A 14,059-nucleotide genomic window follows, 5' to 3' on the forward strand; every position below is an offset into this window, starting at 1 on the left:
GTGGGCGCCGGGCGGGCCGTCCTTCAGCAGGCGGGCCGCCGCTGCCTCTGCCGAACTCCCCGCGTCCGTCGACCGCAGCCGTACCAGCACCGCCAGGCACAGCTGCCCCTCCGCCCCCCACGGCACCGTGCACAGCGCCGTCGCGTGCGGCACCGTACGGGCGGACGGGGCCTCGTCCGGGTCGGCGGTCGACGGCCAGGGGGCCACGCAGACCACCGTGTGCGGGCCTTCGCCACGCGGTCCCAGCGCCGTACGCAGCGCCGCCACCGCCATGTCCCGCTGCCAGCCGCGCTCGGCGGTGAGGACCGCCCGCAACTCACGGGTGAGGTCGGCGCCCGCCTGCGCCTCGTCCGCGAGGAGTGCGCCGATGCGGGCCGTCACCTCCATGGCCGCGTCCAGTTGTGCGGCGGTGGGCCCGGGATCGTCGGCCAGGAGCCAGACGTAGCCGAGGACGACGCCCCGATGGCGTACGGGGAGGCAGATGCGGCCCCGGTAGACGCCCGCCTCGGGGGTGGGCGGAATCCGGACCGGGCCCGTCGCCCGCGTGATGCCGAAGCCCTCGAACCAGGTGCGGATCGCCGTCGTGGAGCGCCGGGTCAGGATCGAGCGGGTGCGGACGGGGTCCAGGGCGGTCGGGTCCAGGTCGCCTTCGCCGTCGTAGGCCCCGAAGGCGATCAGCTCGAAGTCGCGGTTCTCCAGGGTCGCCGGGGCGCCGAGCAGCTCGGAGATCTCGTCGACGAGCTCCTGGTAGTCGCCTTTGGAATCGGATGTCACCCGGGCATTCTCCCGCATTCCCGCGCCGTCCTCATACATTTGTCTGAGATCTGCGGCACGGATGCGTGACAGCTGTCGATGGTCGACGATCGGAGACAACCCTAGGTTTCACGGTGGTTCCCCGTATGTCCGACTGCTTGGAGGTACCCCGTGCTGGGTCCCGTGATTCTCGCCGCCTCGCGCAGCGACCGGATGCGTCGGCTGATCTCGGCGGCGCCGGTGACCAAGCAGGTCGTCGACCGCTTCATCCCCGGTGAGACCGTCGACGAGATCGTGCCGATCGTCCAGGAGCTCACCGCCAGGGGCCTGGAGCTGACGATGGACGTCGTCGGCGAGGACATCACCACCCCTGAGCAGGCCGCCGCCGCCCGCGACGCCTACCTCCTGCTCGTCGACCGGCTCAAGGAGCTCGAACTGGGGACGCGGGCCGAGATGTCGATCAAGCTGTCCATGTTCGGGCAGGCGCTGGAGGGCGGGCATGAGCTGGCCCTCGCCAACGTCCGGCCGGTCGTCGAGGCCGCCGCCGCCATCGGTACGACCGTCACGCTCGACGCCGAGGACCACACCACCCTCGACTCGATGTTCGCGATCCACGAGGAGCTGCGGAAGGACTTCCCGCAGACCGGCTGCGTCATCCAGGCCTACCTCTTCCGTACCGAGTCCGACGCCCGCCGCCTCGCCGAGGCCGGCAGCCGCGTCCGGCTCGTGAAGGGTGCATACAAGGAGCCCGCCGAGGTCGCGTACCAGCAGAAACACGAGATCGACAAGGCGTACGTCCGGATTCTGCGGATCCTGATGGAGGGTTCCGGCTACCCGATGGTCGGGTCCCACGACCCGCGCCTCATCTCCATCGCACAGGAGCTGGCCCGGCGCGCCGGCCGCAAGCTCGACGAGTACGAGTTCCAGATGCTGTACGGGATCAGGAGCGACGAGCACCTGCGGCTCGCCGCCGAAGGTCACCGCATGCGCGTCTACACCGCCTACGGCACCGACTGGTACGGCTACTTCATGCGCAGGCTCGCGGAGAAGCCGGCCAACCTCCTCTTCTTCGCACGCTCGACCCTTACCAAGGGCTGAACAGGGATTGACCCCAACACCCGCTCACGTACAAGGAGTTACGGATCTCATGGACGCTGTGACCCAGGTCCCCACCCCCGTCAACGAGCCGGTGCACGGCTACGCGCCCGGCTCTCCCGAGCGCGCCCGCCTTGAGGTCAAGCTCAAGGAGCTGGCCGAGAACCCGATCGACCTGCCGATGACCATCGGCGGCGAGCGGCGGATGGGCGGCGGCGAGCGCGTCGACGTCGTACAGCCGCACAACCACAAGGCGCGGCTGGGCACTTACGCCAACGCCACCCAGGGTGACGCCCAGGACGCGATCGACGCGGCCCTCGCCGCCGCGCCCGCCTGGCGCGCGATGGCCTTCGACGACCGTGCCGCGATCATCCTGCGCGCCGCCGAACTGCTCTCCGGCCCCTGGCGCGAGACCCTCGCCGCGTCCACCATGCTCGGGCAGTCCAAGACCGCCCAGCAGGCCGAGATCGACTGTCCCTGCGAGCTCGTCGACTTCTGGCGCTTCAATGTGAAGTACGCCCGCGATCTGCTCGCCGAGCAGCCCCCGGCGAACTCCGCGGGCGTCTGGAACCGGCTCGACCACCGCCCGCTCGAAGGCTTCGTCTACGCGATCACGCCCTTCAACTTCACGGCGATCGCGGGCAACCTGCCGACGGCGCCCGCGCTGATGGGCAATGTGGTCGTGTGGAAGCCGTCGCCGACGCAGACCCATTCCGCCGTGCTGCTCATGCAGTTGCTGGAGGAGGCGGGGCTCCCCAAGGGCGTCATCAACCTCGTCACCGGCGACGGCATCGAGGTGTCGAAGGTGGCTCTTGAGCACCGCGACCTCGCGGCCATCCACTTCACCGGTTCCACCAAGACCTTCCAGTACCTGTGGAAGACGGTCGGCAACAACATCGAGAAGTACCGCTCGTACCCGCGTCTGGTCGGCGAGACCGGCGGCAAGGACTTCGTCGTCGCCCACCCGAGCGCGGACCGCGCCGTGTTGAAGACGGCGTTGACCCGGGGCTCCTTCGAGTACCAGGGCCAGAAGTGCTCCGCGAGCTCCCGGGCGTACATCCCGGCGTCGATCTGGAACTCCGGCTTCAAGGAGGAATTCGCCGCCGAGGTCGACTACTTGACGATGGGTGACGTCACCGACCTGTCGAACTTCATCGGCGCGGTCATCGACGAGCGCTCCTTCGCCAAGAACAAGGCGGCCATCGACCGGGCCAAGGCGGACCCCAACTGCACGATCGTCGCGGGCGGTTCGTACGACGACTCGGTCGGCTACTTCGTCCGCCCGACCGTCGTGGAGTGCAGCGACCCGGCCAACGAGGTGTTCACCACCGAGTACTTCGGCCCGTTCCTCGCCGTGCACGTCTACGAGGACGAGAACTACGACGAGATGCTGACCCAGATGGAGTCGGTGTCCGACTACGCCCTCACCGGCGCGGTCATCGCCAACGACCGTGCGGCGGCGGCCCACACGATGGAGAAGCTCCGCTACGCGGCCGGCAACTTCTACATCAACGACAAGTCCACCGGCGCCGTCGTCGGCCAGCAGCCCTTCGGCGGCGGTCGCTCCTCCGGCACCAACGACAAGGCCGGCGCCCCGCAGAACCTGATGCGCTGGACCCTGACCCGCGCCATCAAGGAGACCCTGGTGGCACCGACCGATTACGCGTACCCGCACATGGGCTGACAGCCACATAGGGTGCCCGCAGCGGGCAGACTCCCCGTCATGACCCCAACCCGTATGCGGAACACGGCGGTTACGGCGGACGACGGAGTACGGCTGTGGGCCTCCCGGTCCGGCCGTGGCACACCCCTGGTGCTGTGCCACGGCGGGCCCGGACTGTGGGACATGTCCGAGGACGTGGCCGGGATGTTCAACGACCGCGCCACGGTGGTCCGTTGGGATCAGCGCGGCTGCGGGCGGTCCGAGCCGTGCGCGGGTCCGTGGACCACCGACCGGTTCGTGGCCGATCTCGACGCCGTACGACGGCACTTCGCGCTGGAGCGCACCGTGCTGCTCGGCCACTCCTGGGGTGCGTCGCTCGCCCTGAGCTACGCCCTCGCCCACCCGGAACGGGTCACTGCCCTGATCTACGTCAGCGGCACCGGTATCGGTCCGGACGCCGACTGGCACGACGACTACGAGGAGAACCTCCTCGCGCGCCTCGGCGAGGATCCCGGGCGGCTCGCCCGCTGGCGGGAGTTGCCCGGCGAGAGCCGGGAACGGGCCGTGCTCCAGTGGTCCGCCGAGTTCGTGGACCGGGAGCGGGCCGTCGAGCATGCAGAGCGGATGGCCGACCCCTGGTTCCCGATCAACATCCCCTGCAACAAAGCCCTGAACGCCGAGGCGAGACAGACCGCCGGCACCCCCGCCCTGTACGCCGCCTGCCAGGCCCTCGACCTGCCGGTGCTCATCGTGGACGGGGAGCGGGACATCCGGCCGCGGTCGGCGGTCGACTCACTGGAACGGGCACTTCCCCGGGTACGCCGGGTGACCCTGCCGGCGGCCGGGCATCTGCCGTGGGTCGAGGAACCGCACGGATTTCGCGTTGCGGTGACGGCAGCGCTGTGAGGCGTCGTCTCCGATACTGACCCCGTGACCATCCGTATGCGCACCGCCCACACGGCCGACCTCACCCCGGCCGACCTCCGCGCCGCCCGCGAACTGCTGGACGCCGCCTTCGCCGGCGACCTCACCGACCAGGACTGGGAGCACGGCCTCGGCGGCGTCCACGCCCTCCTCAGCGACGACACCGGGCTCGTCGCGCACGGCTCGGTCGTCATGCGCCGGGTGCGCTACCGCGGGCGCTGGCTGCGGGTCGGGTACGTCGAGGGGGTCGGCGTACGGCCCGACGCCCGGCGCCGGGGGCATGGGGGACTGGTCATGGCCGAGCTGGAGCGGATCGTCGACCACGCCTACGACGTCGGGCTGCTCGGCGCGAGCGACGACGGGGCCCGGCTCTACACCACGCGCGGCTGGCGGCTGTGGGGCGGCAAGATCTCCGCCCTCGGCCCGGACGGGATCGTCCACCTGCCCGAGGAGGAGGACAGCACCTACGTCCGCCCCGCGCTCGCCGGACCGCTCGACCTCGGGCAGGAGCTGCTCTTCGACTGGCGTGACGGGGAAGTGCTCTGACGGACCGTCACCCTGTCGCCCGGACAAGGATCTTGCCCGTGTTCCCGCCCCGCAGCATCGACAGGAACGCCTCCACGATCAGCTCGAAGCCGTCCACCACCGTCTCGTCCAGGGCCAGCGTCCCGGCGCGCAGACGCGGTACGGCGAACTCGTACAACTCCTCCTGCACGTCCCGGTAATCGCGGACCAGGAAGCCCTCGACGCGCAGGCTCTTCTCCACGATGTCGGCGTGGTTGAAGAGCACGGGCGGCGCGTCCGGGGTGTTGTACTGGCCGACCGTGCCGATGCGCACCACCCGCCCGCGTTCGCGCAACGCGCCCACGGCGGCGCCGAGATGGTCGCCTCCGACGTTGTCGACGAACAGGTCGATGCCGTCGGGGGCCGCCTCGGCGAGGAGTTCGGCCACGGGGGCGGCGTGGTAGTCGAAGGCCGCGTCGTAACCCACGTGCTCCGTCAGGTACTTGACCTTCTCCGCCGAGCCGGCGCTGCCGATCAGCCGGCCCGCCCCCAGCAGCCTCGCGAAGCGTCCGGTCGCCGTGCCGACTCCGCCCGCCGCCGCGGACACGAACACGTCGTCGCCCTCGCGGAGTCGAGCGATCCGGGTGAGGCCGACGTACGCCGTCAGGCCGGTGCCGCCGAGCACGCTCAGGTAGGCGGACAGGGGAACCCCGTCGTGGTGGGGGAGCCGGCGGACCTCCTCGGGCCGCAGGACCGAGTGCGTGCGCCAGCCCGCGCGGTGGAAGACGATCTCGCCCTCGGGCAGTGCCGGATCACGGGAGGCGACGATCCGGCCGAGGGCGCGGCCCTCCAGCGGGGCGTTCAACTCGAAGTCGCCGTCCATCATTTCGCGGTGGTAGGGGTCGACGGACCAGTAGAGGTTCTCGACCAGGGCGGTGCCCGGGGCCGGCTCCGGGACGGGTGACTCCACGAAGCGGAAATGGGCGGGGGTGGGGAAGCCGGTCGGGCGGGACGTCTGGTGGACGGTGAGCGCGATGTCGGTCTTGGTCATGGGACGGGACCGTAGGCAGGAATGCGGGGGTTGGGGAGACGGTTGCGCTCATGGAACGAGTCGGTCCATGAATCGTCCTCATAGCAGCAGGTGGGAGACCCGGAGTGCAGTCTGTCGATCTTGCGCCGCAGGAGCTCAGGACCCTGGTCGCGGTTGCCGACGAGGGCGGTTTCTCGGCCGCCGGTGCCCGGCTCGGGAGCACCCAGTCCGCCGTCTCGCACGCGGTGCGCGGCATCGAACGGAAGCTGGGCGTCGTGCTGTTCGAGCGCGGGCGGTACGGTGCCAGGCCCAAGCCCGCCGGTGCGCGGGCCGTCGCGCACGCACGCCGTGTGCTGCGGATGCTGGAGGTGATGGTCACCGAGACGCGGGGCGTCCAGGCGGCCGTGGTCGGCGGCCCGCTGCGCATCGCCGCCTTCCGGAGCGCGGCCCTGCATCTGCTGCCGCCGGTGCTGGAGCGCCTCGCCGTCTCCCACCCCGGGATCGAGCCGACCGTGCGGGTGGTCCGCGAGATCGGGCCCGGCACCGCCGGGGAGGTGGCCGAGGGGCGGGCCGACCTCGGTATCGCGACCGTCGGCACCGGTCAGCTGGTCCCGCCGGGCCTGGTGGGCGACGTACTCCTGGAAGAGCCGTACGCGCTGGTGCACCCGGCCGGTCACCCGGCGCCGCGCTCGCTGCCGCTGGTCGACTGGGCCGAGAACTGCTCCTCGTACACGCGCACCTGGTGGGCCGCGCAGGACTGGATCCCGGCGGCGACGGTGCGCGCCGAGGACGACGGGGCGGTGCTCGCCATGGTGGGCAGCGGTTTCGGCATGGCCATCATGCCCGGGCTCTCCCTCACCGGGGCGCCGCCCTCGGTCGAGGTCACCGATCTCGGGGCAGGGCGGCCCACGCGGACGGTCGGCTATGTGACCACTCCCGAACTGGCGGCGACGACGGCCGTCAGGGCACTCGTCCGCGAGCTGCGGGCCGGAAGGAAACAGCAGGTCAGCGCCGTGTGACTCGATTCACCGTCTCAGATAGTAGGAAGTCCGAGTAATTGTGGAGACAGATGCGCGGTCCTGTCCTAGCTTTGTAGGAGCCGAACGTCTCGCTCGATCAAGCGAATGGCGGTCGTGAGCCGGACACCGTGCAGGCAACCCCTGCGGTCCACTGCTCCCCGCCCCCTCCGGCGTCTCGTAACCCCCTTCAGCACTCCAGGAATTATCGAAGGAGTCGATTCTCCATGGCCGAGACGACCGTCCGCCGCCGAGTCCGCCACGTGTCCCGCACCAGCGAGTCCGAGCGCAAGAACGCCGCCGCTGCTCTCCAGCGCGCCCTCGACCGCCGGGACAACGGCGGCGAGACCGGCCACTGAGCCGCAGTAACACCACCAACAGCCGGGAGCCGCGCCCGCACGGGGTGCGGCGCGGTCTCACCGACCGCGCCGCACCTCGAAGTGGTCGATGCGCTTGCCGTTCTGGTCCAGCGCCGACACCTTGAGCCTGGGCGTGCTGCCGCTCTCCGCCTCCACTGAGAGGAGGGAGAAGCCCCGGTAGCGCACCCGTGACCACTCCACCGTCTCGGCCTGGGTGTGCTGGCCCTTCGCCCACTGCGCGGTGTCGACCGTCCCGTGCCGGGTGACGTGCCCCTCGTAGCTCTCCTTGACGCCCGCCGGGAAGCCGTACAGATCCCGGCCGCCGCCGCCCGCCGTGACGTAGACGATCCCGTCCCGCGTCGGATCGGTGGACGCGCCGATCGGCACCGCCCTGCCGACCGCGCCCTTCCTGATGGCGTCGGTCCGCTCGTACACGTGGTTGTGTCCGTTGATCACCAGGTCCACCTGGTGCTTCGCGAACAGCGGCAGCCACTCGGCCCGTACCCCGCCGTCCGAGGCGTGCTGCGAGGTCGAGTAGGCGCAGTGGTGGAAGAAGACCACGACGAAGTCGACCCCCTTCGCCGCCCGCAGCTCGCGCAGCCTGCGGTCCAGCCACTTCGTCTGCTTCCCGCCCGTGTAGCCGAGGTTGGCGGTGATCTCGTACGACACGTCGTTCGCGTCGAGCGCCACGACGCCGACGTTGCCGTAGACGAAGGAGTACACGCCCGGCGCGTGCGTCGGGTCGAAGCCGTTGTCCGGGAGGGACCAGCGGGCGAGCTGGCCGCCGTAGCCGTCGGGGGAGTACCAGGCCTCCATGTCGTGGTTGCCGGTCGTCACCATCCACGGGACGGACCGGGAGACGCCCTCGTTCTGCTTGAGGAACAGGTCCCAGTACGTCGGGTCGTAGCCGTCCGTCTTCTTGCCCTGGCCGTTGGTGTCGGCGTAGCAGATGTCACCGGCGTGCAGGTGGAAGGCGGGGTTCTGGCGCAGGATCACGTGGTCGTTGGCTGCCGCCGCGTTGCTCACGCCCTGGTCGCCGAAGGCCGTGAACACGAACTTCTCCGGGCTCGCCGGCGCCGTACGGAACGAGCCGATCGTCGAGCGGTGGGCCGGGGCGGCCGGGTCGAAGCCCTCGTGGCCGACGCCGTAGTAGTACGTCGTGCCGGGGCGGAGGCCGTCCAGGGCCGCGTGGACGTAGTACTGCTCCACCGCGGGGCGGACGCCGGTCAGGCCGGGGGTGTGCAGGGCGCGTACCTCGGCGGTGATCCGGCGGCTGAGGTCGTCGGGCTTCGAACCCACCCGTACATACGGCTTCTTGACCGCGAACGGCACCTGCCAGGAGATCCGCATCCCGGTCTTCGGGTCGGGGCCGAAGGCGAGATGGCGGCCGAAGGGGGTGACCACCGCGCCGGGCACCTTCGATGTGGCGGGGGAGGGCGCGGCTGCCGCCTTGCCGTCGGTGGTCGCCTTACCGGCGCAACCCGCCAGCAGTCCGGCCGTCGCCACCGCGCCCGCCGTCACCAGCGTGCGGCGCCGGGTCAGCTTCGTGCGCAGGTACTCGTACTGCTCGGCCATGCTCATCCGGACCGCGAGGTGTTCCGGGATGCCGACGTCGGGTGTCTCCATGTCGATGAAGCTCCCCCACAAGTCCAACGGTGGCCATGCGTAAGGGTGAACGTACGTCGAACGGCCGACACCGGTAGCCGGGGCGCGTCCGCATCATGGACGCCCGGTGTCATCCCATGGGACGCGGAGTACGGTGTCGGGCATGTCTCGCAGCATCGATCTCGCAGTGATCCCCGGTGACGGCATCGGTCAGGAAGTCGTGGCCGAAGGTCTCAAGGTCCTCTCCGCCGTCCTTCCGCAGGATGTGAAGCTGGAGACCAAGGAGTTCGACTTCGGCGCCCGCCGCTACCACGCCACCGGTGAGACCCTCACCGAGGACGACCTGGCCGCGCTGAAGCCGCACGACGCGATCCTGCTGGGCGCGATCGGTGACCCGAGTGTCCCGTCCGGTGTCCTTGAGCGGGGCTTCCTGCTCAAGCTGCGCTTCGCCTTCGACCACCACGTGAACCTGCGGCCGAGCAAGCTGCTCCCGGGCGTGGCGACCCCCCTCGCCGGTGCGCCGGAGATCGACTTCATCGTGATCCGCGAGGGCACCGAGGGGCCGTACACCGGTAACGGCGGCACGATCCGCAAGGGCACCGAGCACGAGGTCGCCACCGAGGTCTCCGTCAACACGGCCTTCGGTGTCGAGCGCGTCGTCCGCGACGCCTTCGCCCGTGCCCAGGCCCGCCCCCGCAAGAAGCTCACGCTGGTCCACAAGAACAACGTGCTGACCTTCGCGGGCCACCTGTGGACGAACGTCTTCAACAAGGTCGCGGCCGAGTTCCCCGAGGTCACCACCGACTACATCCACGTGGACGCGGCGACGATCTACCTCGTCACCGACCCGGCCCGCTTCGACGTGATCGTCACCGACAACCTCTTCGGCGACATCATCACCGACCTCGCCGCGGCCGTCTCCGGCGGCATCGGCGTCGCCGCGAGCGGGAACATCAACCCGTCCGGCGAGTTCCCCTCGATGTTCGAGCCCGTGCACGGCTCCGCGCCCGACATCGCGGGCCAGGGCAAGGCCGACCCCACCGCCACGGTCCTGTCCGTCGCCCTCCTGCTGCGCCACCTCGGCTACGAGCCCGAGGCCGTCCGCATCGAGGACGCCGTCTCCGCCGACCTCGCGGAGCGCACCGGCAAGCCCGCCCGCAGCACCACCGAGATCGGCGACGCGCTCGCCGTACGAGTAGCCGGCTGACCCCGCCGCACTACTCGAAATCTCTCGCAGTATTTCGAAGCCGCCGGGTCGCAACCGCACCCGGCGGCTTTTCTTACGTCCCCGCCGGGTGCCACCATCATCCCTGGGTCGCATTCACGCCGTTTTCGTCCACGGTCCTCCCCGCGCGATAATCGAACGCGGAGCCGCGGAATGAGGGAATGCTCGGACGTCCTAACACTGGCCACTGGCAGTCGAGGGGCGTGAGCGCGGCCCGTCACACACAACCGGTGAAGGACAACCACTCATGACGACGCCCACGATCGAGCTCAAGCCCTCGGCCTCGCCACTTTCCGCCGCCGAGCGCGACGCGATTCTGACGAACCCCGGCTTCGGCCGCCACTTCACCGACCACATGGTGACGATCAAGTGGACCGAGGGCCGCGGCTGGCACGACGGCCAGCTCGTGCCCTACGGCCCGCTCTCCCTCGACCCCGCGAACATGACCCTGCACTACGCGCAGGAGATCTTCGAGGGACTCAAGGCCTACCGGCAGGCCGACGGCTCCATCGCCACCTTCCGCCCCGAGAAGAACGCCCGCCGCTTCCAGACCTCCGCCCGCCGCCTCGGCATGCCCGAGCTGCCGGTCGAGACGTTCATCGAGGCCTGTGACGTGCTGGTCCAGCAGGACCGCGACTGGGTCCCGGCGCACGGCGGCGAGGAGTCCCTCTACCTGCGCCCGTTCATGATCGCGACCGAGGTCGGCCTGGGCGTGAAGCCCGCCAACGAGTACCTCTTCCTCGTCATCGCCTCCCCGGCCGGCGCCTACTTCCCGGGCGGCGTGAAGCCCGTCTCCATTTGGGTCTCCGAGGACCACGTCCGCGCCGTCCCCGGCGGCATGGGCGACGCCAAGACCGGCGGCAACTACGCCGCGTCCCTCCTCGCCCAGGCCGAGGCCGCCGAGCAGGGCTGCGCCCAGGTCTGCTACCTCGACGCGGTCGAGCGCAAGTGGGTCGAGGAACTCGGCGGCATGAACCTGTACTTCGTGTACGGCAACAAGATCGTCACGCCCACCCTCACCGGTTCCATCCTGGAGGGCGTCACCCGCGACTCCCTCCTCACCCTCGCCCGCGACCTCGGCTACGAGCCCGAGGAGGGCCGGATCTCCATCGAGCAGTGGCAGCGCGACTCGGAGAACGGCACCCTGACCGAGGTCTTCGCCTGCGGTACGGCCGCGGTCATCACCCCGGTCGGCACGGTCAAGCGCACCGGCGCCGAGTGGCAGCAGTCCGCCGGCGAACCCGGTGAGGTCACCCTGAAGCTCCGCGCGGCACTTCTCGACATCCAGCGCGGCGACACCGCCGACAAGCACGGCTGGATGCACCCGCTGGGCTGAGCCCGACTCCCGGTCGAGCACCGGAAGTTGGTTCGACGCGTAGCTCCTCCCCCGTACGGGTATCTCCTGAATCCACGGGGGAGGGAGCACGGGTGAACGGACGGTCGCCGCTGGCGAGACCGCGCTGGCTGCTCCGCGCCCTGCGCACCCCGCGCCGACCGCAGAGCCTCACCGTGCTCCTCCTGCTCGCCGCCGGCGCGGGCCTGTTGCTGTGGTTCGCCAAGCACATGGACAACTACGGCGAGAACCTCGCCCTCAACCTGGGCACCGACATCGTCGGCGTCGTCATCACCGTCTTCGTCATCGGCCCGCTGATCTCCCGCGCCCAGGAGGGCCGGGTCCGCGAACACACCCGGCTCGACTACGAGTGGTTCAGCGCCCAGGTCTACGGCTCGACCTCGAACGTGAAGGTGCTCGACACCTTCTCCAACCTGTTCGGCCCGCAGTACTCCGAACGCCTCTTCCGCGGCATCAGGTCCGCCACCGCGCACGGCGCCCGGGTGCAGATCCTGCTCCTCGACCCCGATTCCCTCGCCGTCATCCTGCGCGGCCGTGAACTCGGCGAGCAGAGCGCCGACATCCGCCGCGACATCCTGCGCAACCTGCGCACGCTCGGTCACTTCGCGCGCCGACTCGACGACACCTCGCGCCAGTTCCTCGAAGTCCGGCTCTGCTCGACCTCCCCGGGCGTCACCCTCTACCGCTGGGACGAACGCTCCCTGGTCTCCTTCCTCACCGTCGGCCGCCTCTCCGGCGAGGGCGTCCAACTCGAAGTCGCCGTCCGCTCCCCGCTCGGCGCCTTCGTCGAGCAGCGCTTCGACGAACTGTGGCAGCAGAGCAAACCGATGGAACGGTTCACCCACCTGCCCGTCACCCTCGTCGACGCGACCGACGGCCGCCGGGAGTTCACCTGCCGCTTCGTCCACGTCGACGACGGCCTGTACATCGCCGGGCACGACGTCGTCTCGTACATGGCACGCCACCGTCTCGACCAACTCTCCGCGTACAGCGAGAACTTGACCGTGCCGGGTGCCCACGAACTGATCGTCGTGGACGACGAGAGCGACCTGCATGAGCTGCTCAGGCAGCACTTCGCGGAGAAGTACGATGCGACGGCGACCGCATTCGTCGAATTGCGGCCGGCGGTCCTGGTCACGGAATAGAGGCCCTGCACCAATGAGTTCAGCGCTCCACCTCGCTCCACCACACACGAGCACCCGATTTCGCGCCTTCACACCCCGCGACCTGGACGGCCTGCTGAAACGCGTGTCCCTGTCGGCCGCCGAACGGCTCGCCCTGCGGGCCGTCTCCTCGGTCCTGCCGTTCCGTACGAACACGTATGTCGTGGACGAGTTGATCGACTGGTCGGCGGTGCCGGACGACCCGATCTTCCGGCTGACGTTCCCGCAGGCCGGGATGTTGCCCGAACCCGACCTCAAGCAGATGGCGGACCTCCTCTCCCAGGAGGCGCCGAAGGCCGAAGTCCTGCGCACGGCCCACGAGATCCGGATGAAGCTGAACCCGCACCCCTCGGGCCAGCTGGACGCCAATGTGCCCGTGCACGACGGCGAACGCCTCGCCGGCCTCCAGCACAAGTACCCCGAAACGGTGCTGATCTTCCCGCGCCAGGGCCAGACCTGCCACGCCTACTGCACGTACTGCTTCCGCTGGCCCCAGTTCGTCGGCGAGTCCGAACTCCGCATCGCCACCGACGACATCGGCACGACCACCGCCTACCTCAAGGCCCACCCCGAGGTCACCAGCGCGTTGATCACGGGCGGCGACCCCTTGGTCATGAGCACGGAGGTGTTGAGCCGCTACGTCGACCCCCTCCTAGAGATCGACACGATCCGCTCGATCCGTATCGGCACCAAGTCCCTCGCCTTCTGGCCGTACCGCTTCACGACCGACCGCGACGCCGACGACCTGCTGCGCCTCTTCGAGAAGGTGGTGGCGAGCGGCCGTCACCTGGCGCTGATGGCCCACTTCACCCACCCGCAGGAGCTGCGCCCGCCGGTCGTACGGGAGGCGATGCGCCGGGTACGGGGTACGGGCGCCGTGATCCGCTGCCAGGGCCCGCTGGTGGCCGGCATCAACGACAGCGCCGAGGCCTGGGCCGAACTGTGGGACGAGACGACCACGCTCGGCGCGGTGCCGTACTACCAGTTCGTGGAGCGCGACACCGGCCCCCAGGGCTACTTCGGCGTCCCGCTGGCCCGCGGCCACCAGATCTTCCGCGACGCCTACGCCCGCGTCTCAGGCCTCGCCCGCACGGTCCGCGGCCCGGTCATGTCCGCGATGCCGGGCAAGGTCTGCGTCGACGGAATCGCGGAGGTCGCCGGCGAGAAGGTCTTCGTGCTGCACCTGATCCAGGCCCGTGATCCGGCCCTGGTCGACCGCCCGTTCTTCGCGGCCTACGACGAGAGCGCGACGTGGTTCACGGACCTGAAGCCCGCGTTCGGCTTGAGCGAGTTCCTGCCGGGGCTGGCCGGGTGATCGGGTGCCCGGTGTTCGTGCCGGCGTTGCCGGGGGCTGCGCCCCCAGACCCC

The 14,059-nt window shown here is 70.0% G+C and carries 13 protein-coding genes; 10 read left to right on the plus strand and 3 right to left on the minus strand.

Translation table 11 applies throughout. The features are described from left to right. Positions 1 to 792 (minus strand): PucR family transcriptional regulator (locus R6V09_RS06755; protein ID WP_317880416.1); only part of this gene is annotated, 792 nt, incomplete at its 3' end. A 132-nt stretch (positions 793 to 924) separates the two neighbouring features. Between R6V09_RS06755 and R6V09_RS06760 the strand changes: the two genes are divergently transcribed. Genes R6V09_RS06760 through R6V09_RS06775 form a run of 4 tightly spaced genes read left to right on the plus strand, consistent with a single transcriptional unit; the run spans position 925 to position 4,981 of the window. Further along, positions 925 to 1,851: a proline dehydrogenase family protein gene (locus R6V09_RS06760; protein ID WP_317880417.1), complete on the plus strand. Its 927-nt coding sequence runs from the start codon at positions 925 to 927 to the stop codon at positions 1,849 to 1,851. A gap of 49 nt (positions 1,852 to 1,900) precedes the next feature. After that, a complete protein-coding gene (pruA, locus tag R6V09_RS06765) occupies positions 1,901 to 3,532 on the plus strand; it encodes an L-glutamate gamma-semialdehyde dehydrogenase (RefSeq protein WP_317880418.1) in 1,632 nt (543 codons plus the stop codon). Positions 3,533 to 3,586: 54 nt separating this feature from the next. Next, positions 3,587 to 4,417, plus strand: a complete 831-nt coding sequence (locus R6V09_RS06770; RefSeq protein WP_317880440.1) for an alpha/beta fold hydrolase — start codon at positions 3,587 to 3,589, stop codon at positions 4,415 to 4,417. Between the two features lie 24 nt (positions 4,418 to 4,441). After that, the gene (locus R6V09_RS06775; protein ID WP_317880419.1) at positions 4,442 to 4,981 is read left to right on the plus strand and encodes a GNAT family N-acetyltransferase; all 540 of its coding nucleotides are present in this window, start codon (positions 4,442 to 4,444) and stop codon (positions 4,979 to 4,981) included. A gap of 7 nt (positions 4,982 to 4,988) precedes the next feature. Here R6V09_RS06775 and R6V09_RS06780 read toward each other — a convergent pair whose 3' ends face one another. Then, positions 4,989 to 5,990, minus strand: coding sequence for an NADP-dependent oxidoreductase (locus R6V09_RS06780; RefSeq protein ID WP_317880420.1), 1,002 nt, complete (start codon positions 5,988 to 5,990; stop codon positions 4,989 to 4,991). Between the two features lie 104 nt (positions 5,991 to 6,094). Here R6V09_RS06780 and R6V09_RS06785 point away from each other — a divergent pair, with 104 nt between their 5' ends. After that, positions 6,095 to 6,988, plus strand: a complete 894-nt coding sequence (locus R6V09_RS06785; RefSeq protein WP_317880421.1) for a LysR family transcriptional regulator — start codon at positions 6,095 to 6,097, stop codon at positions 6,986 to 6,988. A 224-nt stretch (positions 6,989 to 7,212) separates the two neighbouring features. After that, positions 7,213 to 7,344, plus strand: coding sequence for a hypothetical protein (locus tag R6V09_RS06790; protein WP_089098576.1), 132 nt, complete (start codon positions 7,213 to 7,215; stop codon positions 7,342 to 7,344). 57 nt (positions 7,345 to 7,401) lie between these two features. On the opposite strand, the gene R6V09_RS06795 is transcribed toward R6V09_RS06790, so the two are convergent. Further along, the gene (locus R6V09_RS06795) at positions 7,402 to 8,970 is read right to left on the minus strand and encodes a purple acid phosphatase family protein (protein WP_317880422.1); all 1,569 of its coding nucleotides are present in this window, start codon (positions 8,968 to 8,970) and stop codon (positions 7,402 to 7,404) included. A 142-nt stretch (positions 8,971 to 9,112) separates the two neighbouring features. Here R6V09_RS06795 and R6V09_RS06800 point away from each other — a divergent pair, with 142 nt between their 5' ends. The 4 genes from R6V09_RS06800 (at position 9,113) to R6V09_RS06815 (ending at position 14,006) form a co-directional block, all read left to right on the plus strand. After that, on the plus strand, positions 9,113 to 10,156 hold the full coding sequence (locus R6V09_RS06800; RefSeq protein ID WP_317880423.1) for a 3-isopropylmalate dehydrogenase: 1,044 nt from the start codon (positions 9,113 to 9,115) through the stop codon (positions 10,154 to 10,156). A 265-nt stretch (positions 10,157 to 10,421) separates the two neighbouring features. Beyond that, complete coding sequence (locus R6V09_RS06805) at positions 10,422 to 11,510, plus strand: branched-chain amino acid aminotransferase (RefSeq protein WP_317880424.1); 1,089 nt, start codon at positions 10,422 to 10,424, stop codon at positions 11,508 to 11,510. A 92-nt stretch (positions 11,511 to 11,602) separates the two neighbouring features. Continuing rightward, entirely contained in the window at positions 11,603 to 12,673 is a 1,071-nt protein-coding gene (locus tag R6V09_RS06810; RefSeq protein WP_317880425.1) for a hypothetical protein, read from the plus strand. Between the two features lie 13 nt (positions 12,674 to 12,686). Continuing rightward, a complete protein-coding gene (locus R6V09_RS06815; protein ID WP_317880426.1) occupies positions 12,687 to 14,006 on the plus strand; it encodes a KamA family radical SAM protein in 1,320 nt (439 codons plus the stop codon). Positions 14,007 to 14,059: the final 53 nt, after the last annotated feature.

Origin of the sequence: Streptomyces sp. W16 (assembly GCF_033194735.1) — a bacterium.
Taxonomy (GTDB): domain Bacteria; phylum Actinomycetota; class Actinomycetes; order Streptomycetales; family Streptomycetaceae; genus Streptomyces.

Coding starts and splice junctions, on each gene's coding strand:
- pruA (WP_317880418.1), top strand. CDS start 1,901: ATGGACGCTGTGACCCAGGTCCCCACCCCCGTCAACGAGCCGGTGCAC.
- R6V09_RS06770 (WP_317880440.1), top strand. CDS start 3,587: ATGCGGAACACGGCGGTTACGGCGGACGACGGAGTACGGCTGTGGGCC.
- R6V09_RS06780 (WP_317880420.1), bottom strand. CDS start 5,990: ATGACCAAGACCGACATCGCGCTCACCGTCCACCAGACGTCCCGCCCG.
- R6V09_RS06790 (WP_089098576.1), top strand. CDS start 7,213: ATGGCCGAGACGACCGTCCGCCGCCGAGTCCGCCACGTGTCCCGCACC.
- R6V09_RS06795 (WP_317880422.1), bottom strand. CDS start 8,970: ATGGAGACACCCGACGTCGGCATCCCGGAACACCTCGCGGTCCGGATG.
- R6V09_RS06800 (WP_317880423.1), top strand. CDS start 9,113: ATGTCTCGCAGCATCGATCTCGCAGTGATCCCCGGTGACGGCATCGGT.
- R6V09_RS06805 (WP_317880424.1), top strand. CDS start 10,422: ATGACGACGCCCACGATCGAGCTCAAGCCCTCGGCCTCGCCACTTTCC.
- R6V09_RS06815 (WP_317880426.1), top strand. CDS start 12,687: ATGAGTTCAGCGCTCCACCTCGCTCCACCACACACGAGCACCCGATTT.